The 26,707-nt window shown below is 32.1% G+C and carries 24 protein-coding genes; 12 read left to right on the forward strand and 12 right to left on the reverse strand.

The window, feature by feature from the left end; all coding sequences use genetic code 11:
* Positions 1 to 4: 4 nt before the first annotated feature.
* The 3 genes from KCTC32516_RS06675 to KCTC32516_RS06685 form a co-directional block, all read right to left on the reverse strand.
* The gene (locus KCTC32516_RS06675) at positions 5 to 1,630 is read right to left on the reverse strand and encodes a M14 family metallopeptidase (RefSeq protein WP_301399640.1); all 1,626 of its coding nucleotides are present in this window, start codon (positions 1,628 to 1,630) and stop codon (positions 5 to 7) included.
* A 112-nt stretch (positions 1,631 to 1,742) separates the two neighbouring features.
* Positions 1,743 to 2,186 (reverse strand): acyl-CoA thioesterase, encoded by a 444-nt coding sequence (locus tag KCTC32516_RS06680; RefSeq protein ID WP_301399641.1) that lies wholly within the window; start codon positions 2,184 to 2,186, stop codon positions 1,743 to 1,745.
* A gap of 12 nt (positions 2,187 to 2,198) precedes the next feature.
* A complete protein-coding gene (locus KCTC32516_RS06685) occupies positions 2,199 to 4,319 on the reverse strand; it encodes a carboxy terminal-processing peptidase (protein WP_301399642.1) in 2,121 nt (706 codons plus the stop codon).
* 222 nt (positions 4,320 to 4,541) lie between these two features.
* Between KCTC32516_RS06685 and surE the strand changes: the two genes are divergently transcribed.
* The 4 genes from surE to KCTC32516_RS06705 are packed head-to-tail and all read left to right on the forward strand — an operon-like array spanning position 4,542 to position 8,777.
* On the forward strand, positions 4,542 to 5,312 hold the full coding sequence (surE, locus tag KCTC32516_RS06690) for a 5'/3'-nucleotidase SurE (RefSeq protein ID WP_301399643.1): 771 nt from the start codon (positions 4,542 to 4,544) through the stop codon (positions 5,310 to 5,312).
* Complete coding sequence (locus KCTC32516_RS06695) at positions 5,300 to 5,587, forward strand: hypothetical protein (RefSeq protein ID WP_301399644.1); 288 nt, start codon at positions 5,300 to 5,302, stop codon at positions 5,585 to 5,587. Before surE ends, KCTC32516_RS06695 begins: the two co-directional genes overlap by 13 nt.
* 21 nt (positions 5,588 to 5,608) lie before the next feature.
* Positions 5,609 to 6,718, forward strand: a complete 1,110-nt coding sequence (gene lpxB / locus KCTC32516_RS06700; RefSeq protein ID WP_301399645.1) for a lipid-A-disaccharide synthase — start codon at positions 5,609 to 5,611, stop codon at positions 6,716 to 6,718.
* A gap of 31 nt (positions 6,719 to 6,749) precedes the next feature.
* A complete protein-coding gene (locus tag KCTC32516_RS06705) occupies positions 6,750 to 8,777 on the forward strand; it encodes a ComEC/Rec2 family competence protein (protein WP_301399646.1) in 2,028 nt (675 codons plus the stop codon).
* 1 nt (position 8,778) lies between these two features.
* On the opposite strand, the gene KCTC32516_RS06710 is transcribed toward KCTC32516_RS06705, so the two are convergent.
* Together KCTC32516_RS06710 and KCTC32516_RS06715 are read right to left on the reverse strand one after the other, a co-directional pair.
* A complete protein-coding gene (locus KCTC32516_RS06710; protein WP_301399647.1) occupies positions 8,779 to 9,300 on the reverse strand; it encodes a thioredoxin family protein in 522 nt (173 codons plus the stop codon).
* Positions 9,301 to 9,390: 90 nt separating this feature from the next.
* Positions 9,391 to 10,929: a peptide MFS transporter gene (locus KCTC32516_RS06715; RefSeq protein ID WP_301399648.1), complete on the reverse strand. Its 1,539-nt coding sequence runs from the start codon at positions 10,927 to 10,929 to the stop codon at positions 9,391 to 9,393.
* A gap of 188 nt (positions 10,930 to 11,117) precedes the next feature.
* Between KCTC32516_RS06715 and KCTC32516_RS06720 the strand changes: the two genes are divergently transcribed.
* From KCTC32516_RS06720 to KCTC32516_RS06730, 3 genes are all read left to right on the forward strand, one after another.
* Positions 11,118 to 12,389, forward strand: a complete 1,272-nt coding sequence (locus tag KCTC32516_RS06720) for a hydroxymethylglutaryl-CoA reductase, degradative (RefSeq protein WP_301399649.1) — start codon at positions 11,118 to 11,120, stop codon at positions 12,387 to 12,389.
* Positions 12,390 to 12,474: 85 nt separating this feature from the next.
* The gene (locus tag KCTC32516_RS06725) at positions 12,475 to 13,440 is read left to right on the forward strand and encodes a GYDIA family GHMP kinase (protein ID WP_301402740.1); all 966 of its coding nucleotides are present in this window, start codon (positions 12,475 to 12,477) and stop codon (positions 13,438 to 13,440) included.
* Between the two features lie 90 nt (positions 13,441 to 13,530).
* Positions 13,531 to 14,742, forward strand: coding sequence for a BaiN/RdsA family NAD(P)/FAD-dependent oxidoreductase (locus tag KCTC32516_RS06730; protein WP_301399650.1), 1,212 nt, complete (start codon positions 13,531 to 13,533; stop codon positions 14,740 to 14,742).
* 78 nt (positions 14,743 to 14,820) lie between these two features.
* Here the strand turns inward: KCTC32516_RS06730 and KCTC32516_RS06735 are convergent, their stop codons facing one another.
* From KCTC32516_RS06735 to KCTC32516_RS06745, 3 genes are read right to left on the reverse strand one after another with little or no spacing between them, the layout of a single operon-like run.
* Positions 14,821 to 15,114 (reverse strand): hypothetical protein, encoded by a 294-nt coding sequence (locus KCTC32516_RS06735; RefSeq protein ID WP_301399651.1) that lies wholly within the window; start codon positions 15,112 to 15,114, stop codon positions 14,821 to 14,823.
* Between the two features lie 19 nt (positions 15,115 to 15,133).
* On the reverse strand, positions 15,134 to 15,925 hold the full coding sequence (locus tag KCTC32516_RS06740) for a TlpA disulfide reductase family protein (RefSeq protein ID WP_301399653.1): 792 nt from the start codon (positions 15,923 to 15,925) through the stop codon (positions 15,134 to 15,136).
* Positions 15,926 to 15,938: 13 nt separating this feature from the next.
* Positions 15,939 to 16,172: a hypothetical protein gene (locus KCTC32516_RS06745; RefSeq protein ID WP_301399654.1), complete on the reverse strand. Its 234-nt coding sequence runs from the start codon at positions 16,170 to 16,172 to the stop codon at positions 15,939 to 15,941.
* Positions 16,173 to 16,349: 177 nt separating this feature from the next.
* Here KCTC32516_RS06745 and KCTC32516_RS06750 point away from each other — a divergent pair, with 177 nt between their 5' ends.
* From KCTC32516_RS06750 to KCTC32516_RS06770, 5 genes are read left to right on the forward strand one after another with little or no spacing between them, the layout of a single operon-like run.
* Complete coding sequence (locus tag KCTC32516_RS06750) at positions 16,350 to 17,453, forward strand: diphosphomevalonate decarboxylase (RefSeq protein WP_301399655.1); 1,104 nt, start codon at positions 16,350 to 16,352, stop codon at positions 17,451 to 17,453.
* Positions 17,454 to 17,455: 2 nt separating this feature from the next.
* On the forward strand, positions 17,456 to 18,028 hold the full coding sequence (locus tag KCTC32516_RS06755; RefSeq protein WP_301399656.1) for a toxin-antitoxin system YwqK family antitoxin: 573 nt from the start codon (positions 17,456 to 17,458) through the stop codon (positions 18,026 to 18,028).
* A 59-nt stretch (positions 18,029 to 18,087) separates the two neighbouring features.
* Positions 18,088 to 19,014 carry a mevalonate kinase family protein gene (locus KCTC32516_RS06760; protein ID WP_301399657.1) on the forward strand — a complete coding sequence of 309 codons (927 nt, stop codon included), beginning with the start codon at positions 18,088 to 18,090 and terminating at the stop codon, positions 19,012 to 19,014.
* Between the two features lie 18 nt (positions 19,015 to 19,032).
* Positions 19,033 to 19,950: a geranylgeranylglycerol-phosphate geranylgeranyltransferase gene (locus KCTC32516_RS06765; protein WP_301399658.1), complete on the forward strand. Its 918-nt coding sequence runs from the start codon at positions 19,033 to 19,035 to the stop codon at positions 19,948 to 19,950.
* A gap of 46 nt (positions 19,951 to 19,996) precedes the next feature.
* Positions 19,997 to 20,818 (forward strand): pseudouridine synthase, encoded by an 822-nt coding sequence (locus KCTC32516_RS06770; RefSeq protein WP_301399659.1) that lies wholly within the window; start codon positions 19,997 to 19,999, stop codon positions 20,816 to 20,818.
* 59 nt (positions 20,819 to 20,877) lie between these two features.
* On the opposite strand, the gene hutG is transcribed toward KCTC32516_RS06770, so the two are convergent.
* The 4 genes from hutG to hutH are packed head-to-tail and all read right to left on the reverse strand — an operon-like array spanning position 20,878 to position 26,639.
* On the reverse strand, positions 20,878 to 21,894 hold the full coding sequence (gene hutG / locus KCTC32516_RS06775) for a formimidoylglutamase (RefSeq protein ID WP_301399660.1): 1,017 nt from the start codon (positions 21,892 to 21,894) through the stop codon (positions 20,878 to 20,880).
* A 12-nt stretch (positions 21,895 to 21,906) separates the two neighbouring features.
* The gene (gene hutI / locus KCTC32516_RS06780) at positions 21,907 to 23,142 is read right to left on the reverse strand and encodes an imidazolonepropionase (protein WP_301399661.1); all 1,236 of its coding nucleotides are present in this window, start codon (positions 23,140 to 23,142) and stop codon (positions 21,907 to 21,909) included.
* Positions 23,142 to 25,139, reverse strand: a complete 1,998-nt coding sequence (hutU, locus tag KCTC32516_RS06785; protein WP_301399662.1) for a urocanate hydratase — start codon at positions 25,137 to 25,139, stop codon at positions 23,142 to 23,144. Before hutU ends, hutI begins: the two co-directional genes overlap by 1 nt.
* A gap of 6 nt (positions 25,140 to 25,145) precedes the next feature.
* On the reverse strand, positions 25,146 to 26,639 hold the full coding sequence (hutH, locus tag KCTC32516_RS06790) for a histidine ammonia-lyase (protein ID WP_301399663.1): 1,494 nt from the start codon (positions 26,637 to 26,639) through the stop codon (positions 25,146 to 25,148).
* Positions 26,640 to 26,707 lie beyond the last annotated feature (68 nt).

The raw sequence follows: 26,707 nt of genomic DNA on the forward strand, positions 1-26,707 counted from the left end.
TTTTTTATTTTAGTTTGATTGTTGCTGAGTCTGATCCTGTATGAGAAGTTCCAGCTTCTATGCTAACGCTTCCTTTTCCTTTAATTAGCCAAGAAAAATGTTGACTACTATCACCATCAATACTGTTTACCAGCGTAATTTCTTTTCCGCTTATAATTTGTTGATTTTTATGCAACTTAACCGCAACTTTTATTTTTCGCAACCATCTAGATTTTTCACCCATTTCTGTATGAGTAGGCAATAATCCGCTGTTATGAACATCCACAGAAATTCTTGTCAATCCATTTCCTACAGCTTCAGAAGTTAGGTTTTGAAGTGTAATATTTGGTTGCATTTTTGCCAATTCGATGATAAAATCTGTGTGCTTTTTGCTGATATCTGCAACCATTTTATAAGGTGGATTTATCATCTTATATGGAGTAATTCCGCCAACTTCTACTTTTTGATTTGGGAAATCAGGATGATGTATTGGTTTCCAATCAACAAAAGCATTGCTGATGTTTTCTTTTTTTGCCCAATTTAAATAGTTTACATATTTGTTTTTTGAAGCTTTTTTTGCTGAATCTTTTACTTTCGGAACCCACCAACCTGGAGTTGATAAAGCTAACTTTCCGAAATGAAAATAAGACCATTCAAAGAAATCACCACCTTTTCCGTTAGAAATTGGCGCGTCTTTTGTTCCAGTAATTTTGTTGTACTTTTCTGATAAGAATTTATTTAATGCCGCATCGTCTTTTAAAATACTCGTTACCACTCTTTTCTTTGAGCCAGAAGCATTGTATTTTAATGGATTTGAAAGATTGTTTTCTGGACCCAAAGTAACAATTGAAAAGATGTTCCATTGGTCATATAAAAACTCTAACAGAGCCCTGTTTTCTTTTTCAGAGATTGCGTGTTCTCCAGCACCAGGTTTAAAATATTGATAATTGTAACTGAAGTTTTTGTTGAAAAGAATACCACCTTTACCGTCTTCATTAAATTGTCCGTCTTTATCGTTATCTATTCCTTCAGTTAGCAATTTGTATTTACCTATTTCACCTTCATTTTTATCAGCTTTCACAAGTATTCTTTCGTCTTCTTTTAGTTTGATATAATCTCCAGTGATATCTTCTACACGCATCATGGTAATGAAACCGTCTTTGTTTAAATCGTCAAAAGGATCTTCGTTAAATTCGCCATCTCTATCATCATCAGTACTTCTTGCATTACCATTTTTGTAATGTTTTACGGATGAAAAATAGTTTTCTGTGGCATTCGGACTCATATTAGGAAAAATGTAAAAGGTAGTTTTCTCTAATACATCTGCATGATTTTTTAAAATATTTTCTGCAATTTGAAGAACCATCTCTGGACCTAAAATAAGAGAACCATCAACACCGCTAACAATAGCAATTGCTGGTTTGTTTTTAGCATTTCCTTTTGATAAAGTCAGTGCCCAAATTTTATATCCACCAACAGTAGTTGTAAGTGTTTCTAATTTGCTGTCAGATGCATTTTGACTTTGTAAAGTTTTAAGTCGTTGAGAGAATTTGCTGTAATTGCTATAATCGGTTTGTGCCGAAATTTGCAAAGAAGTTAAGCAAAAAAGCAACCCAGAAAAAAGGGTAATTGCCTGTTTTTTGTTGAACATAATAACGTTAGGTTAAGTTAATTATAATGAATTAGCTTTAAAGATATATAATTCTATATACAAACCTATTTGTTGTTATGCGAAGTTGAAAATATTAAGTTTTTTTTAACGTTTATCTTTTCAGAATAATTTCTTCAAAATCTTCTGTTCTGTCTAAGCTAGAAAATAAGTCCTTAAATTTTTCTGACGGAGCGGAGAGTTTTCTTTTCTCTAAATCGATCCAAGCACCGTACACATTTACTTGTGCAGCTAGTTTGTCCGCTTCGTTAAAGATTTGATGTTGTAGCTTCCAACGTTCTAGATTTTTTGACAATGCTTTTAATGTTAGGTTTACTGTGATGTCCTCTCCGATATGGATTTCTTTATAAAAATTGGTTTCTTCTTTAAATAAAATGGGACCTAAATTTTCTTTGGCAAAATCTTCAATAGACATTCCGTGTTCTTTAAAATACCGCACTCTAACTTCTGCGGCATAATCATTATATGCAGTATGTCGCATATGTCTATTTGCATCAAAATCTGCCCATTTGGTTTTGAATGTAACTGTGAATTCCATAAAAATTGAAACTTAGTGTTGAACGATTTGATTCAAATTTCTCATTTTTAACTCACTCAATACATTTAATGCTTCATTAATGTAAATGTCTTTTGCTAAATTTTGATGCCAAGCTGTTCTTTTATCACCGTCAATAATTTCTTTTTTTATTAAAGGAAGTTCGCTTTTTGGAGATTGAAATTTTAAATTAGATTCAAATTTAAATACAGATTTAAATTTTTCACCTTCTTTTTGGTGTTTTTTAGCTTCTTTAGTAAATTGTTTAAAGTTTAAAGAATAGGTAGTGTCATCTTGTCCTTTTTTCAACCATTTTGCATAATCATTAATCAACGTAAAACTAGAATTTTGCATAATTCTTTCTTTGCTTTCATTGACAACATCGCTAAAATTTTCGTAAGAGTTTGTTGGGGAGTAGGTTGCTTTCGGAACTTTATCCCAAGCCAATGCACCTTCTAAATCTCTTTCGCCAAATTTCATATAACTATATCTGTCTGGCATTGCAATATCAGAATACACACCTTCTATTTGTGTAGAACCGCCGTTAACTCTATAAAATTTTTGAATGGTCATTTTTAAGAAGCCTAAATCTTCTTTATAATCTGGATAAAATTTATTGATTGGCAAAATATTCTGTACTGTTCCTTTTCCGTATGTTTGATTGCTTCCAATAATAACAGCCCTGTTGTAATCTTGCATCGCTGCTGCAAAAATTTCTGAAGCAGAAGCAGATAATTCATTTACTAAAACAACTAAAGGACCGTCCCATTGTATTTTAGGATCTTTATCATTCTGAACTCTTGCGTTTTCTCCTCTGTATTTTACTTGTACAACGGGGCCTTCACTGATAAATAATCCAGCAATTTCAATCGCAGTTTTTAAAGATCCTCCACCATTATTTCTTAAATCGATAAGCAATCCTTCTACATTTTCTTTTTTAAGATTTGCAATTTCTTTTTCCATGTCTTTTGCAGAATCTCTAAAGTTTTTATCACTAAAATCGATGTAAAATTTTGGCAAGTTTATAACACCGTATTTTTTTCCGTCTTTTAGAACAACACTAGATTTCACAAAAGTTTCTTCTAAATTAACAATGTCTCTTGTAATAGAAATTACACGTACAGAGTTGTCTAATTTTTTCTTCACAGTTAATCGAACTTCTGTGCCTTTTTTTCCTTTGATAAATTTAATAGCATCGTCTAAACGCATTCCAACAATATCTAAAGGTTCTTCATCAGCCTGTGCAACTTTTAAAATAATATCTCCAACTTCCAATTCTCCTTGTTTCCAAGCTGGGCCGCCAGAAACAACTTCAAAAACATGCGTGTAAATTCCTTTTTTCTGTAATCTTGCTCCAATTCCTTCAATTTTACCAGACATATCTACGTCAAATCTTTCTTTTACGCTTGGTGCCATGTAGGTAGAGTGAGGGTCAAAACCACTAATTACACTGTTTAAAAAAGTAGAAAACCAATCAGAATTTTCTAATTCTTCTATTCGGATGTACAATTCATCCATGTTTTTTAAAACTTCTTTTCTTGCAGCAGTTTCTAATGTTTTAAAAGATGATTTTTTGAATTTTTTATCACTTTTTGCTTTTTCGGTTTCTAAATCTTGTTTTTCTTGAACTCTACTAAGTGTATTTAATTTTAATTGTTTTCTCCAATTATTGATTAATTCGTTTTCGTTTTTTGGAAAAGGAGTTTTATCATAATCTATATCAATAGTTTCTCTTTTGTTAAAATTAAAAGGTTGCGCTAAAATTTCTTCATAATATTTTTTTGCAGTTTTAATTTTTTCTGTAAATCTACCATACACTAAATTATAAAAAGTTAAATCTGATTTTTTAAGTTGATTGTCTATCAAGTATTTGTATTTCGCAAAATCTTCAATGTCTTTTTGTGTAAAGTATCTTTTAGACGGGTCTAAACCTTTGATGAAATCGTTAAAAACGTGTTCAGAAAAAGCATCGTCTAAATCTTTCGGTAAATAATGCCCATTTGTAAGCATGTAATTGATTACAGAAATTAAAACCTTGTCTTTATTAGGGTCCTTTTTTACGGGGTTTGTTGTAAAACTAGATGCTAGTATAAATAAGGCTACAAACGGAATGATAAATTTAAATGCTCTCTTCATGTTCTTGTTAATTGTTATTTAAAATCTTTTGCAATTTAGAGTATTGCAAACTACTAAAATTATACCAAAAATAATACTGTAAATTTAATTCGTATTTTTTTGTGATTTTACTGATACAATGTTAGGCAAATATCTGCCGTAAATCTGTTTACAAAATGTTAAAAACGGATCGTATAAAAGAAAGTAAAATTATGGTACATTTGTGAATGATAAAATAGAATTATGAAAAAAAAACCTTTAATTTTAGTGACAAATGATGATGGAATAACGGCTCCTGGAATTCGAGTTTTAATAGAAGTGATGAATGAAATTGGAGACGTTTTTGTAGTTGCACCTGATAGTCCGCAAAGCGGAATGGGGCATGCAATTACAGTTGATAATGTGTTGCATTGCAATTCAATTACTGTAGATGATGGACCACAAATAGAATACAGTTGTTCTGGAACTCCAGCAGATTGTGTAAAGATGGCGGTAAATAGTATTTTAAATAGAAAGCCAGATTTGTGTGTTTCCGGAATCAATCACGGATCAAATTCATCGATAAACGTCATTTATTCTGGTACGATGAGTGCTGCCGTAGAAGCAGGAATTGAAGGTGTTCCTGCAATTGGTTTTTCGTTGTTAGATTTTAATTGGCATGCAGATTTTACAGCATCCAAAAAAATAATAAAACAAATTGTGTTGGAAGCTTTAAACAAGAAGATTCCGGAAGCTACCGTTTTAAATGTAAACATTCCAAATTTGCCAGAAAAAGAGATCAAAGGAATCAAAATTTGTAGACAGGCAAATGGAAATTGGCAAGAAAATTTCGACAAAAGAACAAGTCCAAACGGAAAAGAATATTATTGGTTGTCTGGCGAATTTGTTTGTAAAGACAAAGGGGAAGACACAGATATTTGGGCCTTAAATAACGGTTATGTTTCTGTAGTTCCTGTTCAGTTTGACATGACTGCGCATCACACAATACAAAAATTAAACACATGGGATTTATAAAGAGAGAGATTCTAATTGGCGCTTTGGTTTCTTTGTTTGCAACATTTTCTGGAGTTTTTATCTATATAGAATTTTTCTCAAAAGTTGATTTTCAAGAAACATTAAGTGTTATAAAAGAACAAGATTTGTCAGGGAAAATTTTAACGTTGGCAGCAATTCCAAATTTGTTTGTGTTTTTTATTTACATTAAAAAGAAACAAGATTATAGAGCAAGAGGCGTTTTGTTAACAACCATTTTAATTGCATTAACTACCTTTGTAGTCAAATTATTTTAGCTACAATTCTTAATAAAAGGAATGAAATACTACATTATTGCTGGAGAAGCTTCAGGAGATTTACACGGTTCTAACTTGATAAAAGCATTGTTTCAACAAGACGAAAATGCAATTATTAGATGTTGGGGTGGAGATTTAATGGAAAATGCAGGAGCAACGTTGGTAAAGCATTATAAGGAATTGGCTTTTATGGGTTTTGTGGAAGTGTTGGCAAACATTCCTACCATATTTAAAAATATTTCTTTTTGTAAGAATGATATTGAAGTATTTCAGCCAGATGTTGTCGTTTTTATTGATTATTCCGGATTTAATTTACGAATTGCAAAATGGGCAAAACAAAAAGGTTTTAGAACCAATTATTATATTTCTCCACAAGTTTGGGCATCTAGATCTAGCAGAGTAGAAAAGATTAAGAGAGATATTGACATGATGAATGTAATTCTTCCTTTCGAAAAAGAGTTTTATGCAAAACGTAATTATGATGTCAATTTTGTTGGTCATCCTTTAATTGATGCCATTGCCGATAGAAAACAAGTTGGTGAAATCGCTTTTAGAAAAGAAAACAATTTAGGCAATAAAAAAATTATTGCATTGTTACCAGGAAGTAGAAAGCAAGAAATTATAAAAATGTTGTCTGTAATGCTTTCTGTGGTTGATGATTTTAAAGAATATCAATTTGTAATTGCTGGCGCGCCAAGTCAAGATTTTTCTTTTTATCAGCAATTTATAAAAACAGAAAATGTGCAGTTTATCAATAATAAAACCTACGATTTGTTAAGCATTTCGTTTGCTGCTTTGGTAACTTCTGGAACAGCAACTTTAGAAACCGCGTTGTTTAAAGTGCCGCAAGTTGTGTGTTATAAAGGAAGCGCCATTACGTTTGCAATTGCAAAGCGAATTATTACCTTAAAATTTATTTCGTTGGTCAATTTAATTATGGATAAAGAAGTGGTAACGGAGTTAATTCAGAGCGATTTTAACACCAAAACATTAACCAAAGAACTCACCAAAATTTTAGATGAATCTCATCGAGAAAAAGTATTTTTAGCATATTACGAATTAGAAAAAAGACTTGGAGGAAAAGGTGCTTCAGAGGAATCTGCAAGATTAATTATTGAAGGAATAACATAATATCTTATTTTTTTAGTAACTTTATCATGCTATGAAGAGGTTGCTAAATTTTTTACCAACTCATTTTACTATTTGCCTAATTGTAGGAATTGTTTTGCAATTTCATTACAAATTATGGCAATATACTTTTACGAAAGCAATTCTTGTTTTTGTGCTTTTCTTAATCTTGATTTTTGTTTTAAAGTATTTTAAAAAGAAACTTCTTTTTACAATTACAAGTTGGATTCTCTTTGTGTTTGTCGGAGTGTTTGCTGTGTTTTTGCAAAATCATTCTCAAAAAGATAATTATTATAGGAACTATTTTTCGGCAGATTCTTTAATCACTTTTAAGGTAGAGAAAGTACTGAAAAGTAATTTGTATTATGATAAATATATAGGATCAATTGTTAGAGTTGGCAATCAAAAAACTGTGGGAACAATTTTATTAAATGTTCAAAGAGATAGTTTACAAAGAACGGCAAATATTGGGGATGTTTTTTTGTTTAAATCAGAACTGAGCGAAGTTCAAAAACCATTAAATCCGTATCAATTTGATTATAAAAAGTATCTCGAAAAACTAGGCGTTTACAATCAGGTTTTTCTAATAAACACTGCTTTTATTGTCAAAGAATCTAATGAAAATTCAATTTATAAAATTGCAGAAAACATTAGGGCTAAAATTGAAAAAGAATTGATAGAAAACGGATTTAAAGGAGAAGAGCTCGCTGTTATAGAAGCATTGATTTTAGGGCAACGAAACGATATTTCTAAAGATGTATTAGAAGAGTATACAAATGCTGGTGCCATTCATATTTTAGCAGTTTCTGGGTTGCATGTCGGAATTATTTTATTGATTTTAACTTTCCTTCTAAAACCATTAGAACAACTTAAAAACGGAAAAACTATCAAAACATTTTTAATCGTTTTATTGTTGTGGTTTTTTGCAGTCATTGCAGGTTTATCCGCATCAGTTGTGAGAGCCGTAACGATGTTTACGGGAATTGCAATCGGAATGACATTTCACAGAAAAACATTAATTCAGCACACATTAATTACATCAATGTTTGTACTGCTACTTTGCAAACCAATGTTTCTGTTTGATGTTGGATTTCAATTAAGTTATTTGGCGGTTTTTAGCATTGTGACGATTCAGCCCAAATTGTATCAATTATGGAAACCAACACGGTTTTTAACGGATAAGTTTTGGCAATTATTTACGGTTTCTATTGCTGCACAATTGGGAGTTTTACCTGTAAGTTTGTTTTATTTTCATCAATTTCCAGGATTGTTTATGCTTTCTAATTTGGTGATTATTCCTTTTATTGGAATCATTTTAATGCTCGGTATTTTAGTCATTGTGTTGGCGTTATTTCAAATACTACCCACTTTTCTGGCGGATTTATACATGTTTATAATTTCGTTAATGAACCAATTTGTAAGTTGGATTTCTATTCAAGAATCGTTTCTGATAGAAGATATTTCATTCTCTTTTTTATTGTTGTTAATGTCTTACGGATGTCTGATTTTTGGGTTTATGTATGTTGAAAGAAAAACCTACAAATCTACTGTGTTATTTTTATCGTTTGTCATCCTTTTTCAAGGAAGTGTTTTTTATGAAAAAAAGCAAGTTGAAATAACCAACGAATTTGTCATTTTTAATAAAAGTAGAAAAACGATTATTGGAGAAAATAAGAATGGAAATTTAAAAATTCATCACGATTTAGATTCTGTAAGTGTAAAAATGCTAGGTTTAATAAAAGATTATAAAGTTGGTAAAAAAGTAACTACAATTGAGTTTAAAAACCAGTTTGCTAATAGTTATCAATTTAAAAAAGAGATCTTTATTTTAGTTGATAGCTTAGGTGTTTATCAAATAGGAAAGAAATTAAATCCAATTGTTTTACTCATTCAATCTCCAAAAATCAACTTAGAAAGATTGATTGAAAACATCCAACCAAAACAAATTATTGCCGATGCTTCAAATTATAAAAATCAGGTTGTAAATTGGAAATTTATTTGCGATACAAAAAACATCCCATTTTATTATACTGGAGAAAAGGGCGCAATTATTTTTGAGTAGTTTATTCTTGAATTGTGTTTTTAAAATTTTTCGCAAAATCTCCCCATTTTTTTTCCTTTCTGTCTTTTTTAATGAAAAAAGCCAATACCATTTCCATTTTTTTTGCCGTTAAATATCCAGGGATTCTGTCTAATAATTGTTCCTCTTTGTTTAAAATTATAGTTGTAGGATAACTTAATTTTCCATTTTGTAGCGCAGCGCTTAATTCGTGGTATTTTGTATTTCCTTGCTGATTGAATTTAAACGTATAGTCTTTATATGTAATTGGATCTTTGCCTTCGCCATTTAATTTAACTGCATGATAATTTTCGTTTACGTACTTGGCAATTATGGGGTTTGTATAGGTTTCTTTGTCCATTTTTTTACACCAACCACACCAATCCGTATAAATATCTATTAGAAAAGGTTTTGGGTTTTTTTTATTGATTTCAATTGCTTTTTCAAAAGAAAGCCAATTTATTTTTTCTTGCGCGTTAGTATTTAATGTAAAAGCTATGATTAATAAAACTATTATTTTTTTCATAATCTATCTGTCGAAATTTAATTCACAAATTTACAGAATAAAAAAGCACCAATAAATGGTGCTTTTTATAAAATATTGTGAATATTTTTATTAATGGATGTTGCCCATTAATTTTTTCATCAAAGGAGAGAAGACTAATACAACTAATCCAGCTCCGATTGCATAAGTTGCAATTAATGCAAACCCATCTGTGTAAACTTCTAGCGTATCTAATCCACCAACATGTGCGTCTGTACTTTCTATTGCAAGTTGCTTACCAATAAATCCAACTATTTGAAATGCATAAGCAGAAGATAAGAACCAAATTCCCATCATAAAAGCCACGATTTTCTTTGGGGATAAATCAGTAATTTTTGACAATCCAACAGGAGACATAAATAATTCTCCAATAGAAATAATAAAGTACATGATAAATAAATACGCAAAAGGAACCATTCCGTTTTCATCGGCACTTCCTTTACTCAACGATAAAATATAGAAACTTATACCTGCTAAAACTAAACCTAGACCAAATTTGTACGGAGTTCTTGGGTTTAAGTTCTTTTTAGTTAAGTATGCCCATAATAAAGAAATAGGAATTGCTAAGATGATGATAAACATTGAGTTCAATGAATTTGTTTGAGCGGCAGTCATAATTCCTTCTAAAGAAACATTTCTAGAAGCAAATAGTGTAATTACAGATCCAGACAATTCATGGAATCCCCAGAACATTGTCATAAAAAAAGTAATTAACACTGCCATGAATAATTTTTTACGTTCTTCTAATGAAGCTTTCATCATAATATTACCTAAGTACAATACAACTCCAACACCTATTAGTTTAAAAATTAAACCAACAATTGTTTCGTCACCTAAAAACGATTCTCCGCCTGCGATTGCTTTGTAAGAAGCTAATATATATGCAATAACGGGTACACATAATACCGAAATTATAGGAATTAGTTTCTTTTGAGGAATTCCTATAATTTTCTTTTCGTAAATTTCTTGGTTTGGTGGTAATCCTTTATCACCAAAAACATTTTTCTTAATTCCGCTCCAAAAGAAAATTAATCCCGTTAACATTCCTACTCCTGCTAAACCAAAACCATAATGATACCCATATTTTACAGCTAACCAACCACACAATAATGGTGCAACCCAGCCGCCAATATTAATTCCCATATAAAAAATGGTAAATCCAGAATCTTTTCTTACATCACCTTCTTTATATAAAGCTCCAACAAATGTTGAAATATTGGGTTTAAAAAAACCATTACCAACAATGATTAATGCTAAAGCTAAGAAAAAGGCGATATCATTTTGTACAGCCAAAACAAAATGTCCTAAAGCCATTAAAATTCCGCCTAAAAAAATGGAAGAACGCATTCCTAAAATTTTATCAGAAATCTGCCCACCAATAACGGTTGATGCATACACCAACGAGCCATAAGAAGCATAAACAGCTGCAGTAGCATAATCTCTATTAGATAAAGATTTAAATATTTCCTCAACCATATAAAGCGTTAATAACGCTCTCATTCCATAGAAACTAAATCGCTCCCATAATTCTGCAAAAAATAAATAAAATAATCCCTTTGGATGTCCGAACAATTGTGGTTCGTCTTGTTGTATTGCTACTGAATCTGCCATAATTTTAGTGTAGTTTATTCGTGTTTTATAGTTTTTATTTCTATTCTGAAATAATAGTTTTTACTAAAAGATTGCCAAGTTTACGGAAAAATCGGCAAAAACTATGTCAAAAAAATTAGAAATATTGATTAGTACGCCGATTTTCATTCCATTCATTTATCTTTGTGACTCTTAAAAAGATGGATTCAATGTCTAAAATTATTTCAGGATTTTCTAAACTCACAAAACAAGAGAAGATAAACTGGTTGTCTAAAAATTATTTTAGTCCTCAGCCAGAAATTATACAAACGCTACAACAATATTGGAATGCAGATGAAAAACTGCAACAATTACACGACGATTTTATAGAGAATACAGTATCCAATTTTTATTTGCCTTATGGTGTTGCACCAAACTTTGTAATTAACGGAAATCATTATGTAATTCCGATGGTTGTTGAAGAGAGTTCTGTGGTTGCAGCAGCGTCGAAAGTGGCAAAATTTTGGAGTAAACGTGGCGGATTTAAAGCGGAAGTAATTTCAACCACAAAAATAGGACAAGTGCATTTTATGTTTGAAGGAAATAAAGCAGATTTAATATCATATTTCCATCAACAAAAAGAGAATTTACAAAAAGCTACGGCTTCCATCACCAAAAATATGGAAAAACGCGGTGGCGGAATTTTAGATATTGAATTGGTTGATAAAACTGATAAATTGGCCAATTACTATCAATTACATGCAACGTTTGAAACCAAAGATTCTATGGGGGCAAACTTTATCAATTCGTGCTTAGAAGCCATTGCAAAAGCGTTTCGTAAAGATGATATTGAAATTGTGATGAGTATTTTATCAAACTATGTCCCAGAATGTTTGGTAAGAGCAGAAGTTTCTTGTAAGATTGATAAATTGGGCGGAGAAAATCCAAGAGAATTTGCACAAAAATTTAAACAAGCAGTTCAGATTGCAGAAATAGAACCTTACAGAGCGGTAACGCACAACAAAGGAATTATGAACGGAATTGATGCTGTTGTGTTGGCAACCGGAAATGATTTTAGAGCAATTGAAGCTGGTGCGCATGCGTATGCGGCAAAATCAGGAAACTATAAAAGTTTAACGCATTGTGAAATTGAAAATGATGTTTTTAGGTTTTGGATAGAAATTCCGTTGGCATTAGGAACCGTTGGCGGATTAACAGCGTTGCATCCAATGGCAAAATTATCGTTGGATATGTTGCAAAAACCATCAGCAAGACAATTGATGCAAATTATTGCAACGGCTGGATTGGCACAAAACTTTGCTGCGTTAAAAGCATTGACAACAAGCGGAATTCAGCAAGGACATATGAAAATGCATTTGATGAATATTTTAAATCAGTTGAATGCAACAAATGAAGAAAAAGAAATAGTTGTTGCTTCTTTTAAAGATAAAACGGTTACGTATAGTGCAGTTGTTGAACAATTTAATGCTTTGAGAAAGTAGTATTGTGTCACCTCGAGCGGAGTCGAGAGGTCATAATTTAATAATATTAAAAACAGGTATCGACTCCGCTCGACCAGACATTAATTTGGAAAAACATTACAGCAACGGAAAATTATTATTAACAGGAGAATATGTTGTGCTTGACGGAGCGACATCGTTAGCTGTGCCTACAAAATTTGGACAAGACTTAGTTGTAGAAGCAATCGAAGAACCAGAATTAATTTGGGGAAGTTTTACGAATACAGGAGCATGTTGGTTTGAAGCAATTTTTGATGTGCCAAAACTCCGTTTAAAAAACGCAACCTTTAATTCTGATAAAGAAGGAAATGCGGAGTTTATTGCAGAAACTTTGCAGAAAATTTTAAGCGAAGCAAGAGAATTAAATCCAGATTTTTTGCAAACCGATAAAGGCCTACTCGTAAAAACAAACCTTACTTTTCCAAGAAATTGGGGATTGGGAAGCTCATCAACATTAATCAATAATATTGCAAACTGGGCAAATATAGATGCTTATAAATTATTGTGGAATGCTTTTTCTGGAAGCGGTTTTGATATTGCTTGTGCACAACATAATTCACCAATATTGTATCAATTAGAAAATAAAGAACCTAGTGTAAAGCAAGTGGATTTCAATCCAAATTTTAAAGACGAATTGTTTTTTGTACATCTAAATAAAAAACAAAACAGCAGAGACGGAATTCAAAGATATGTTGCCTATCAATCAAAAAAATCTTTCGACTCCGCCTGTCTGTCGGTCAAGCAGGCTCAAGATGACATTAAGAAAATTTCTAACCTATCAAATGAATTTGTAAAAGCAACTTCAGCATTAGATTTAGAAAAAATAATTGAAGAGCATGAAAACATTATTTCTTCAATAGTAAAATTAAATCCAGTTAAAAAGGAATTGTTTTCTGATTACTTTGGCGCGATAAAAAGCTTAGGAGCTTGGGGTGGAGATTTTGTATTAGTTACAGGAAACGAAGACACACCAAACTATTTTAAACAAAAAGGATTTGAAACAATCCTTCCATATTCAAAAATGGTTTTGTAATAAAACAAAATAGGTCTCGACTGCGCTCGACCTGACAATTAATATACTAAATGTCTCCTCGAGCGCAGTCGAGAGGTTTTCAAATAGAGAATGAACAAAATAATCATTATTGGCGGAGGAGCCGCAGGTTTTTTTACAGCGATAAATGCGAAAGAGCAAAATCCAGATTTAGACATTACTATTCTTGAAAAAGGGAATGATGTGCTACAAAAAGTAAAAATTTCTGGTGGCGGACGTTGCAATGTTACGCACGCGTGTTTTGAACCAAAAGAATTGGTAAAATTTTATCCACGTGGAGAAAAAGAATTGCTCGGGCCTTTTCATACGTTTATGACTGGCGATACTTTTGAGTGGTTTGATGATCGTGGAGTTCCATTAAAAATTGAAGAAGATAACAGAGTGTTTCCAGAAGCAAATACTTCGCAAGCAATTATTGATTGTTTTGAGAATGCAGTTGATACACTCGGAATTAAAGTCTTGAAAAATCATGGTGTAAATTCAGTTTCTAAAAAAGACGATGAATGGATTATCAACACAAAAAACGAAATTTTTATTGCTGATAAATTAGTAATTGCTGCAGGAAGTAGCAATAAAATTTGGGAATTGGTAACCACTTTAGATCACTCAATCATTGAGCCAGTTCCGTCTTTGTTTACGTTCAATATTAAAGACAAAAGAATCATCGATTTGTTAGGAATTTCTGTTCCGAATGCAACTGTAAATATCGTTGGGACGAAATTAGAATCAACAGGTCCTTTATTAATTACACATTGGGGGATGAGCGGGCCAGCAGTGTTGAAATTATCTGCTTTTGGAGCGCGAATTTTAGCAGAAAAAGGCTATCAATACAATGTAGAAGTAAATTGGTTATCGAGACCAACCGATAAAATTGTGAACGTGTTGTTGAATTTAAAAAAGAAACAACCAAAAAAACAAGTGTTTTTAAAATCACCGTTTGCTGAAATTCCAAGAAGATTGTGGGAACGTTTTGTTGCTGCTTCTGATATTACAGAAATTTTTAAATGGGCAGATTTAAGCAATCATCACATAGAGAAATTAGCAAATCAACTGACAAAAGGAGTGTTTAATGCCAACGGGAAAAGTACTTTTAAAGAAGAGTTTGTAACTGCTGGCGGAATCGATTTAAAAGAAATTAATTTTAAACGTTTTGAAAGTAGAAAACACAATAATTTATTTTTTGTTGGCGAAATTTTAAATATTGATGCGGTAACTGGTGGTTTTAATTTTCAGAATGCTTGGACTGGTGGTTTTATTGCTGCAAAAGCGATTGCTGAGGGTTAAGAGGTTTTGTTAGTTTGTTTTTAAATAAAAAAGCGCAACTAAAAAATTGCGCTTAAATACACATGTTTGCGTTCTTTTTTATGCTTCATCATCTTCCTCAAAACAATTAAAAATAATTGAGTATCCATATTCCAACGCTTCTTCATACAATTCAACTTGATTTTCATCAACATCTTTTACAGTGTCTAGTGTAAAATATTCTTCTTCGATTTCGGTTACTTTCCAACCTTCACTTTTGATATAATATTTTGCCAGTTTGTACGCACCTTCAATATCTTTATAATCGATATATAAACTTACATAAGCGCCGATAACTTCATCGTATTGCTCAGATTTTTTTGTTGGTTTTGCTAACGCATTTATTAAAAACATAGTTTTAGGTTTTAAGTGATTATTCTTTTAGTAATTTTTTTATTTCTTTGGATAGATTATCTACATTTTTTTCGCCATTTCCTGTTGAGGTAAATCGGATAATTCCTTTTTTATCAATGATAAAATTTTTAGGAATGGCACCTTTTGCATATTTATTCCAAACGTTTCTGTTTGGATCAAATCCTGCGTTAAAAACAATTCCTTTTTCTTTTAAATAGTCCATTTTTTTTGAAACCAGTGCTTTGTCTTCTCCAATTGCAATCGGAATAAAAACAAAATCTTGATTTTTATATTTTTTCAAAATTTTAGAAGGCATTTCGTGGAATTCTCTGATACACGGAGCGCACCAAGTTGCCCAAAAATTAAGTAAAACAACTTTTCCTTTTAAATCGGATAACTGAATTTGCTCTCCGTTTACCATTTCTACAGTAAAATTTGCTGCCGTATCATTACTGTTTAAAATGTATTCTTTGGTAAACTTTTTAACATAAGCTTTTTCAACTTTTTTTGCTCTTTTTTTCTTTCTCATTTCTGATTTAGAAAAAATATCGATGACAGCAATAAACTCTTTTTCGCCCAATGTATTTCCAAGTTTCTTTTTTAAACGGATATATTCATCCTCAGAAATGCCATTTTTCATTCCTTTTATGAATCCGTTTTTCATATAATCGTTTATTTTTTCTCTTGAAACAATTTCATCATTTACAATAAAAATTTGTTGAAACGATTTCTTCTTTTGGGCAACCAAGATGTTTGCTGAAAAAATAAAGAGCAACGTTAAAAGAATTCCTTTTTTTACTATTTTTTGCATGGTGTTTTTTTATTTATGCTAATTCTCCTCTATGCGGAATTAAAGCGTCTCTGTATTTTTTCATATCAACTTCATCAACAGTTACAAAAGCAGTACTGTGAAAATCGTTGAGATGTTCGTGATTGATTTCATAATAATGCAACTTTTCTGTAGCTGCAAATTCTTTTAAATGAATGCAATGATGTTTTGCGGTTTTCAACCCATCTTCGCCTTTAAAATCCCAAATCAATTTTAGTTTTCTATTCATATCTACAAAAATACCTTTTTCAAATGAATGAAAAAGGTATTTTATCAACGAACTAAGTAAGAATGGTTTATTTTCCTTTCTACAACCCAGTAAGTAGGGAATACAAAGATGCTGTATTGAAAAAATTAGAAAATATATGACAATAAAAAGGTATATTTACAGCAAATTATTTTCGCTTTGAACACAGCACAATTCATACCTTCAGCATTCAACTTTTCGATAGAAAAAGCAACATATACATGGCAAACTCCAAGCAATATCGCCTTGATAAAATATTGGGGAAAAAGTGATCCACAAATTCCAAAAAACGCATCCATTAGTTTTACATTACAGAATTGTCATACAATTACTTCTATCGATTTTGTAAAGAAAAATACAGCATCAGAAATTACTTTCGAGTTGTTTTTTGAAGGAATAAAAAAGGAATCTTTTAAGCCGAAAATTGCGCAATTTTTTGATAGAATAAAAGAATACTGTCCATATATTTTTGAATACAATATGGTTATAAATTCAGAAAATTCTTTTCCGCACTCTAGCGGAATTGCTTCTTCTGCAAGTGGATTATCGGCAATTGCAATGTGTTTGTTAAATTTAGAAAAAGAATTAAATCCAAGTTTATCATCAGCATTTATCAATCAAAAAGCGTCTCTTTTAGCGCGATTGGGTTCTGGAAGCGCAAGTAGAAGTATAGAAGGGCCGTTAGTTGTTTGGGGAAATCATCCAGAAATTAAAGGAAGCTCAGATTTGTTTGGTGTACAATTTCCGTATAAAGTGCATGTTGTTTTTGAAAATTATCAAGATGCCATTTTATTGGTTGATAAAGGAGAAAAGCAAGTTTCTAGCACGGTTGGACATAATTTAATGCACAAGCATCCGTATGCCGAACAGCGTTTTGCGCAAGCAAATGAAAATCTTACAAAGCTTTCTGAAATACTTCAAAATGGAGATGTAGATGCATTTATAAACATTGTAGAAAGTGAAGCATTGACATTGCATGCAATGATGTTAACGAGCAATCCGTATTTTATTTTAATGAAACCAAATACGTTGGAAATCATTAATAAGATTTGGAAATTTAGAGAAGAAACTAAAAGTAAAATCTGTTTTACATTGGATGCTGGAGCAAATGTGCATGTGTTGTATCCAGAGAATGAAAAAGAAAAAGTGAATCATTTCATACAAGAAATTTTGGCTAATTATTGCCAAAAAAAGCAATATATTTTTGATACTGTGGGGTTTGGTGCAAAAAAAGTTGTAAATTACAGACACAAAAACCATTAATCATGAAAACTTCAACCTTACTATGTATGTTTGTTATTGGGTTTTTAACTGCGTCGGTTTCTGCTCAAGAAGAAATGTTTTTCGATGCAAATTGGACTTCAACAACAAAAGCAAAAGCAACGTATTACAGACCTATACCAAAAGTTCACAAAAATGGATTTTGGATTGTTGATTATTACATCAATGGAAATAAACAAATGGAAGGATTTAGCTTAAACGATAATCCTAATAACGAAAAATTTGACGGTTTAGTAAAGTATTATTTTGAAAATGGAGTGTTGTTTCAAGAGATAAATTACAAAGAAGGCAAAATAAACGGAATTAGAAAAGTGCATTTTGAATCGGGTAAATTAAAAACGATTACAAATTATTTAAACGACAAGAAAGAAGGAAAATATTACGAATACTACGAAACAGGTGAACTTTTTTCTACAGGTGCTTTTGAAAATAATTTAAGAGAAGGGGGCTGGAAAACCTTTTATAAAAATGGAAAAATCAAAGAAAAAGGAAATTATGAAAAAGGAGAGAAAGCCGGAACGTGGAAAATATTTTACAAAAACTTAAACAAGAAGTAGTTTAAACTACTGTAGATTAAAATAATAAGTAGTATTTTTGCTATTGTTAAAAGATAAAAATGAAAGGACCCTTATTTTACGCTAAAATTTTACTTTTTGGAGAATACGGAATTATAAAAGACTCAAAAGGTCTTGCAATTCCATACAACACGTATAGAGGTGCATTAAAATCTTCACAACATCTTTCTGAGGATGCAATAAAATCCAATGGTAATTTACATCGATTTTACAACTATTTATCAGCATTAAAAGACGCTAATTTATCTTTTAGATTGGCTGAATTTAAAGCAGATTTAGAGAATGGAATGTATTTCGATTCTTCAATCCCACAAGGATATGGGGTTGGAAGTTCTGGTGCTTTAGTTGCTTCTATTTACGATAAATACGCAAATAATAAAATAACCGTTTTAGAGAATCTTACAAGAGATAAATTGTTAACGCTAAAAGAAACGTTTAGTGTGATGGAATCTTTTTTTCACGGTAAAAGTTCTGGTTTAGATCCGTTAAATAGTTATTTGAGTTTACCGATTTTAATCAATTCTAAGACCAGTATTGAGCCAGCTGGAATCCCGTCTCAGAAAGAAGGAAAAGGTGCTGTGTTTTTATTAGATTCAGAAATTGTTGGAGAAACAGAACCGATGGTAAACATCTTTATGAATAAGATGAAAAACGAAGGTTTTAGAAAAATGTTAAACGAAGAATTTGCTTTGCATACAGATGCGTGTATTGATGATTTTTTACACGGAAATGTAAAATCGTTATTTGGAAATGTAAAAAAATTATCTAAAGTTGTTTTAACCAATTTTAAACCAATGATTCCTGCTGCTTTTCATAAAGTTTGGGAACAAGGAATTACTACAAACGATTATTACTTAAAGTTGTGTGGTTCTGGAGGTGGAGGTTATATTTTAGGATTTACTGAAGACTTTGAAAAAGCAAAATTAAAACTACAAGATTACAAATTAGAATTGGTCTATAGATTTTAGAAAAACAACAACTCAACAGTGAGCACTTCTAAATCAACATCCTTCTTATACAAACTATTAAGTTTACTTTCAGTTATCAGAGGTTACAATATTTTAGTGCTAATATTGGCGCAATATTTAGCTGCAATATTTATATTTTCTCCAAAAAAATCGTTGCACTTTGTTTTATTAGATTATCAATTATTATTGATTGTATTAGCGTCTGTTTGTGTAGTTTCTTCAGGATATATTATCAATAATTTTTACGATGTAAAAGCAGATATTATCAACAGACCAATTAAAGCAAGTCTAGATAATGTAGTGAGTCAGAAAATAAAATTACAGATTTATTTTTTACTTAATTTTTTGGGTTTTATTTTTGGATTTTTAATTTCTTGGAGAGCGTCCTTGTTTTTTGCGGTGTATATTTTTGCCATTTGGTTGTATTCTCATAAATTAAAAAAACATCCTTTTATAGGCTTAGTTTCTGCAGCAGTTTTAACAATTCTGCCTTTTTTCGCCATTTTTGTGCACTATAAGAATTTCTCTAAAATAATATTTGTACACGCTTCGTTCTTGTTTTTTGTGTTGTTGTTAAGGCAATTGATAAAAGATTTGGAAAACTTAAGAGGAGCCATCGTGAATAATTACACCACTTTTCCTGTAAAATATGGAGAGCGAAATACAAGAAAATTAGGAATCGTATTTATTGTTTTTACATTTTTCCCAATTGCAATTTTGCTTAATTACCCTGGAGTCGGTTATATGAAATATTACTTCTTCTTTTCTTTAATTATATTGATTTTTATCGGTTATTTTTTATGGAAATCGAACCTGAAAAGACACTACGTTTTTCTCCATAATATTCTTAAGATAATGTTGCTTTTAGGGATTTTGAGTTTGCTCTTTATAGACCCTTCTTTGGTGATAGAAAGAGTAATTGATAAACTGAATTAAATCAAATATTTAGCAGTATCTTTGCCGAAAATTAATTTATTAAAAAATGAGTACAGATAAACACTCGTCGCGAGGACGACAATCAGGAAACAACAGTGGTTTTCAAGGGAAGAAAAAAGAGTATAAAAAAATAAAAACTGCTCCAAAAGCAAATCCGGAAGACGGAATTCGACTAAACAAATACATTTCTAACTCAGGAGTTTCTTCGAGAAGAGAAGCAGATAAGTTGATTGCTTCTGGAAATGTTACTGTAGATGGAGTCGTAATCACAGAAATGGGGTTTAAAGTGAAACCTGGAAGCGAAGTTCGTTTTGATGGATCGTCAATTACTCCAGAAGAAAAAAAATACATTTTATTAAACAAACCGAAAAATTATATCACTACAATGGATGATGAGCGTGGTAGAAAAACGGTGATGGATTTAATAGAAAATGCAACGAAAGAACGCGTGTATCCAGTTGGACGTTTAGACAGAAACACTACAGGTTTGTTATTGTTTACAAATGATGGAGAGTTGGCAAAAAAACTAACACATCCAAAGCACAATGTTCAGAAATTATACCACGCTTCTTTAGATAAAAAGTTTGAAATGAAGCATCTTCAAAAAATTAGAGAAGAAGTAATTATTGAAGGGAAAAAAGTATTTATTGATGAAGTTGATTATGTTGTAGGAGAATCTAAAACAGAAGTCGGAATTAAAATTCACTCTGGACGTAACAGAATTGTTCGTAAGATTTTTGAACATTTTGGTTATAAAGTGGTAAAGTTAGATCGTGTAATTTTTGCAGGTTTAACAAAGAAAAACTTACCAAGAGGACGTTATAGAGAATTAACAACTCAAGAACTAAATACACTTCACATGATTTAGTGAAAAACAGATTTTGAATAATCTAAAAATTCAAACAATTTAAAAAAGACAGCTTTTACTTAGAAGTTGTCTTTTTTGTTGAGTTTCATTACGATAAAATCTACGATTTTTGCTGCTAGATTTGCAGTTAAATTATCTCGGTCTAAACTTGGGTTGAGCTCTGCAATATCACAAGAAATTACTTTATTAGTGTCAAATAAAAAGTGCAACATTTTAAAGACAAAATACGGCGTAAAACCTAATGGAGAAGGAGCGGATACGCCAGGCGCATACGCAGATGAAAATCCGTCCATATCAATAGTTATGTATAAATAATCATTTCTTTTGATAAATGGAAGTAATTTGTTTTGCAGTATTTTTATTTCTTCTGATGAAGATTCACACTCATAATTAATCGCAAAATCAACGTGCTGTTCTTGGGCAATTTTAAATAATTCTTTGGTGTTTGATTGTCGTTGAATTCCGATGGCAAAATAATCTATTGTTTCTTCGTCTTTTTTTAATTCAGAAATTATTTGATTAAAAGGAGTTCCAGAATTTGGTTTTTCATCAACCGGACGCAAATCAAAATGTGCATCAAAATTAATAATTCCAATTTTCTTTTTAGAAGTGTTTTTTATGGCGTCTCTAATTCCCATAAAATGACCATACGCCATATCATGTCCGCCACCTATAACAATTGGAAAAACACTTTTTGAAATTAAGTGAGAAATACCAATAGAAAGTCCTTGCTGACAAGCTTCCATATCTTCGTCAATACAAATGATATCACCAAAATCGGCAACACTTTTTTCTTCAAAATGTATCGGTAACTTTGCCAAACGATCTCTCACTATTTCAGAACCTTTTCCTGCTCCGATTCTTCCAGAATTTCTACGAACACCTTCATCACAAACATAGCCTAAAATAGCAATGTCTGTTGTGTTTTTTCTTTGTAAAGCGTTGATGTTTTGTAGCTCAATTTCTTGATGCCAATACTGATTTTCGATATCTGGATTTGATTTCCTTCCCGTCCAAAATCTTTTTTCTCCAGGTTGATAATCAATGTGTAAGCGTTCAAAGATGTTTTTTTTCAATTGATATGTTCTTTAAATTTCTTTTCCTTTTACAAATACCTTTTCTATTTGATGTATTCCGAATGAATATGGTATAAACCCGTAAGAGTTAATCGGTTTTGTAAGAATCAGATTCGCTTTTTTTCCTATGGTGATAGAACCAACTTTGGTTTCTAATCCCATTGCATACGCACCGTTAATAGTGGCTGCATTGATCGCTTCTTCTGGCGTCATTTTCATTTTGATACACGCAGTTGAAACCACAAAATTCATGTTTCCTGATGGAGTAGAACCTGGGTTATAATCGGTTGCCAAAGCTAATGGCAAACCGGCGTCAATCATTTTGCGAGCTGGCGTATACGGAATGCTTAAAAAATACGAACAACTTGGTAATGCAACAGGCATTGTTTTGGTATTTTTCAACGCTTTGATATCTTCAGTTCGCATTTCTTCTAAATGATCTACAGACAATGCATTGAATTTAATTCCAGCTTGCACACCGCCAATTGCAGTAAATTGATTTACATGAATTTTCGGAATCAATCCGTGTTTTTTTCCTGCGGCTAAAATCAGTTCGGTGTCAGCGACAGAAAAATAACCAGTTTCGCAAAAAATATCGATGTATTCTGCTAAGTTTCCGTGTGCTACTTTTGGTAAAATATCGTTAATTAGTAATTGTAAATAACCCGCTTTATCCTTTTTATATTCTGCAGGAACGGCATGAGCACCTAAGAATGTTGCTTTGATTTCTATCGGATAATTTTCTTTTAATCGTTTGATGACTCGAAGCATTTTTAACTCGGCTTCTTCTGTCAATCCGTATCCAGATTTTATTTCTACTGCTCCGGTTCCTAATTGCATCACTTCTTCTAAACGAACTTTGCTTTGTTGGTATAATTCTTCTTCAGAAGTTGCTTGTAGTTTCTTGGCTGAATTTAAAATTCCGCCGCCGTTATTGGCAATTTCTTCATACGATAATCCGTTGATTCTATCTATAAATTCGCCTTCTCTGTTTCCAGCATACACAATGTGCGTATGAGAATCACACCAAGAAGGTAAAATCATTTTTCCAGTAGCATCAATTACTTCTGAGAAATTAGTAGTTGGACAATCTTTCATGTCTCCAAAATTGGAAATTAAACCATTTTCTACCACTAAAAAAGCATTTTTAATCGTTGGTAAAACCTTCATTTCTTTTCCAGAAACAAACGAAATAGGTGCTGTTCTAACTTGAATTAATTCTTTGATATTTTTAAATAAAGTTGCCATTAAAATAAATTATTTAACAATTCGTCATTCACTAGGTTTGGTAAAGTTACTTTTAAATTTGGAGACCTTTCCATTTCTCTTTTGATGGCAAAAATGGCTTCGTTATTTCTTGCCCAACTTCTACGTGCAATTCCGTTATTTACATCGTAAAAAAGCATACTTTTTAAACGTTCTTCTGCTTCTTTTGTTCCGTCTAACAACATTCCGAATCCGCCGTTCATCACTTCTCCCCAACCAACGCCGCCACCATTGTGAATAGAAACCCAAGTTGCGCCTCTAAAACTATCACCAATCACATTGTGAATTGCCATGTCTGCTGTAAACTTACTACCGTCGTAGATATTTGAAGTTTCTCTGTAAGGCGAATCTGTTCCGCTTACATCATGATGGTCTCTTCCCAAAACAACCGGACCAATTTTTCCTTTTGCAATGGCGTTATTAAAAGCTTCTGCAATTTTAGAACGTCCTTCTGCATCAGCATATAAAATTCGTGCTTGAGAACCAACGACCATTTTGTTCTTTTTAGCATCTTGTATCCAAGTAATATTGTCTTGCATTTGCAACTGAATTTCTTCAGGAGAATTTTCCATAATTTCTTGTAAAACGGTTGCTGCAATTTCATCTGTAGCGTCTAAATCTTCTGATTTTCCAGAAGCACAAACCCAACGGAAAGGTCCAAATCCGTAGTCAAAACACATCGGACCTAAAATATCTTGCACATACGATGGATATTTAAAATCGATGCCATTTTCTGCCATCACATCTGCGCCAGCTCTAGAAGATTCTAATAAAAAAGCATTTCCGTAATCAAAGAAATACGTTCCTTTTGCAGTATGTTTATTGATTGCTGTTGCGTGTCTTCGTAAGGTTTCTTGTACTTTTTCTTTAAAAACTGCAGGTTCTTCTCTAATCAATCGATTTGATTCTTCATATGAAATATCAATCGGATAATAACCTCCAGTCCAAGGAATATGCAAAGATGTTTGATCAGACCCTAAGTGAATAAAAATATTTTCTTCATCAAAACGTTCCCAGATTTCAACCACATTCCCAATAAAAGCAATCGAAACAACTTCGTTCTTTTCTTGTGCTTTTTTTACACGAATGATTAATTCATCCATAGTATCAATCAACTCATCTACCCAACCTTGTTCGTGTCTTTTTGTTGCTGCTTTCGAATTTACTTCTGCAGCAATCGTAATACAACCAGCAATATTTCCTGCTTTTGGTTGCGCGCCAGACATTCCGCCTAAACCAGCAGTTAAAAATATTTTTCCAGCAGGGTTTTCACCTTTTTTTAAAACTTTTCTAAAAGCGTTCATCACCGTAATTGTAGTTCCGTGTACAATTCCTTGCGGACCAATATACATAAACGAACCCGCTGTCATTTGTCCATATTGCGTAACGCCAAGGGCATTGAATTTTTCCCAATCATCAGGTTTTGAGTAATTCGGAATCATCATTCCGTTGGTCACAATCACTCTCGGAGCATTTTTAGAAGAAGGAAATAATCCCATCGGATGACCAGAATACAAATGCAAAGTTTGTTCATCTGTCATGGTTGCTAAATAGTGCATCACCAATAAGTATTGCGCCCAGTTTTGAAAAACGGCACCGTTTCCTCCGTAGGTAATTAATTCCTCAGGATGTTGTGCAACTGCAGGATTTAAATTATTTTGAATCATCAACATAATGGCTGCTGCTTGAGAAGATTTTGCAGGATATTCTGAAACGGGTCTTGCGTAAATTTCATAATCTGGCTTAAATCGATACATGTAAATTCTACCGTATTCTTTTAATTCATTAGCAAATTCAGTTGCTAGTTCTTGATGCCACTCTTTTGAGAAATAACGCAATGCGTTTCTAATGGCTAATTGTTTTTCCTCAATCGATAAAATATCTTTTCTTTTCGGAGCTCTGTTGGCATTTTTTGGATAGTCCTTTTTTACTGGAATTTTAGATGGAATTCCTTGTGAAATCTGTTCTTTAAATGTCATGATATTTTATTTTACGATGAAAGATTGATTTTTAACGAACTGAATCAAGTTGTTGATGTCGTCTTTTAAAATTCTGTCGTCTTCTAATTTATCTACTTTATTTCGGATGATTTTAAAGTTCTCTTCAATGATTTCTGAAAATGTATTTGGTCTTCTAAAATCCATGGCTTGAGCAGCATACATCAATTCTATGGCAAATATTTTATCAATATTTCCTAAAATTTGATTGAATTGTCGTCCAGAGATACTTCCCATAGAAACATGATCTTCTTGTCCTAAAGAAGTTGGAATGCTATCCGCAGAAGGAGGGAAGCACAAGGATTTGTTTTCTGTTACCAATGCAGCAGTGGTGTATTGAGGAATCATAAACCCTGAATTTAATCCGCCGGCAGCAGTTAATAATCTCGGTAAACCAAATTTTCCTTCTAGTAATAAATACGAACGTCTGTCAGAAATATTTCCTAATTCTGATGCGGCAATCGAACAATAGTCTAATGCCATTGCCAGTGGTTGTCCGTGGAAATTCCCTCCAGAAATTGCTTCGGTTTCACTTAATACAATTGGGTTGTCAGTTACCGAATTCATTTCAATCTCTGCCAATTCTTCTAAGTGATAATAAGCATTTCTTGACGCTCCGTGAACTTGCGGAATACAACGCATCGAATATGGATCTTGAACACGTTCGCAACTTTGATGAGAATTGATGTTTTGAGAATTGTGAAATAACATTCTCATACGTTCAGCAACTTTTAGATTTCCTTTAAAAGGGCGAATTTCATGCAATTCTAATTTAAACGGAGAAGCACTTCCTTGATATCCTTCAATACTCATGGCGCCACAAACATCCGCTAAATCAAGTAAATAATCCATCTTTTTTAATCCGATGATAGCATGTGCTAAAATAAATTGCGTTCCGTTTATCAATCCCAAACCTTCTTTTGCTTGAAGCACTAAAGGTTTTAAGTTGTGTTTTTCTAAAATTGATTTGGCATGGACAATTTCATTTTCCATCCAGAATTCTCCTTCACCTAATAAAGGAAGAAACAAATGTGAAAGTGGCGCTAAATCTCCAGAAGCACCAACCGAACCTTGCTCAGGAACCACCGGTAATAAATCGTTTTCAATAAAATAAAGAATTCGTTCAATCAATTCTAAACGAACACCAGAAAAACCTTGACACAATGCATGAACCTTACAAATCATCATAATTTTTGAAAGTTCTTTGTCGATTGGGTTTCCAACTCCGACTGCATGAGTAATCAATAAATTTTCTTGAAGCTTGCTAGTTTCTTGCGGAGTTATTTGTACATCACATAAAGGTCCAAAGCCCGTATTGATTCCGTAAACTGCTTTGTCGCCATTTGCCATGGTTTCAACTTTTCGTCTACATTCAGTGATTTTTTTGATTGCTATTTCGTTGATTTCTGCTTTTAAATCACCATTTGCAATAGCAATTACTTTATCAACCGTTAAATGATCTATGCCGTATTTAAATTTCATCGTATCAAAAATGTTTTTAACAAAGTTATCCTTATTTTTGATGCTTACTAATATTATTTAATCTACTA

It is taken from the genome of Polaribacter huanghezhanensis (assembly GCF_030444335.1).
GTDB classification, from domain to species: domain Bacteria; phylum Bacteroidota; class Bacteroidia; order Flavobacteriales; family Flavobacteriaceae; genus Polaribacter; species Polaribacter huanghezhanensis.

Excerpts from the sequence above, each read along its gene's own strand:
- KCTC32516_RS06680 (WP_301399641.1), bottom strand. The coding sequence starts at position 2,186 with ATGGAATTCACAGTTACATTCAAAACCAAATGGGCAGATTTTGATGCA.
- KCTC32516_RS06735 (WP_301399651.1), bottom strand. The coding sequence starts at position 15,114 with ATGTTTTTAATAAATGCGTTAGCAAAACCAACAAAAAAATCTGAGCAA.
- KCTC32516_RS06705 (WP_301399646.1), top strand. The coding sequence starts at position 6,750 with ATGAAGAGGTTGCTAAATTTTTTACCAACTCATTTTACTATTTGCCTA.
- KCTC32516_RS06715 (WP_301399648.1), bottom strand. The coding sequence starts at position 10,929 with ATGGCAGATTCAGTAGCAATACAACAAGACGAACCACAATTGTTCGGA.
- KCTC32516_RS06695 (WP_301399644.1), top strand. The coding sequence starts at position 5,300 with ATGGGATTTATAAAGAGAGAGATTCTAATTGGCGCTTTGGTTTCTTTG.
- KCTC32516_RS06770 (WP_301399659.1), top strand. The coding sequence starts at position 19,997 with ATGAGTACAGATAAACACTCGTCGCGAGGACGACAATCAGGAAACAAC.
- hutI (WP_301399661.1), bottom strand. The coding sequence starts at position 23,142 with ATGGCAACTTTATTTAAAAATATCAAAGAATTAATTCAAGTTAGAACA.
- KCTC32516_RS06740 (WP_301399653.1), bottom strand. The coding sequence starts at position 15,925 with ATGCAAAAAATAGTAAAAAAAGGAATTCTTTTAACGTTGCTCTTTATT.
- KCTC32516_RS06685 (WP_301399642.1), bottom strand. The coding sequence starts at position 4,319 with ATGAAGAGAGCATTTAAATTTATCATTCCGTTTGTAGCCTTATTTATA.
- KCTC32516_RS06675 (WP_301399640.1), bottom strand. The coding sequence starts at position 1,630 with ATGTTCAACAAAAAACAGGCAATTACCCTTTTTTCTGGGTTGCTTTTT.
- KCTC32516_RS06745 (WP_301399654.1), bottom strand. The coding sequence starts at position 16,172 with ATGAATAGAAAACTAAAATTGATTTGGGATTTTAAAGGCGAAGATGGG.
- hutH (WP_301399663.1), bottom strand. The coding sequence starts at position 26,639 with ATGAAATTTAAATACGGCATAGATCATTTAACGGTTGATAAAGTAATT.
- KCTC32516_RS06730 (WP_301399650.1), top strand. The coding sequence starts at position 13,531 with ATGAACAAAATAATCATTATTGGCGGAGGAGCCGCAGGTTTTTTTACA.
- KCTC32516_RS06710 (WP_301399647.1), bottom strand. The coding sequence starts at position 9,300 with ATGAAAAAAATAATAGTTTTATTAATCATAGCTTTTACATTAAATACT.
- KCTC32516_RS06755 (WP_301399656.1), top strand. The coding sequence starts at position 17,456 with ATGAAAACTTCAACCTTACTATGTATGTTTGTTATTGGGTTTTTAACT.
- KCTC32516_RS06720 (WP_301399649.1), top strand. The coding sequence starts at position 11,118 with ATGTCTAAAATTATTTCAGGATTTTCTAAACTCACAAAACAAGAGAAG.
- KCTC32516_RS06760 (WP_301399657.1), top strand. The coding sequence starts at position 18,088 with ATGAAAGGACCCTTATTTTACGCTAAAATTTTACTTTTTGGAGAATAC.
- lpxB (WP_301399645.1), top strand. The coding sequence starts at position 5,609 with ATGAAATACTACATTATTGCTGGAGAAGCTTCAGGAGATTTACACGGT.
- hutU (WP_301399662.1), bottom strand. The coding sequence starts at position 25,139 with ATGACATTTAAAGAACAGATTTCACAAGGAATTCCATCTAAAATTCCA.
- surE (WP_301399643.1), top strand. The coding sequence starts at position 4,542 with ATGAAAAAAAAACCTTTAATTTTAGTGACAAATGATGATGGAATAACG.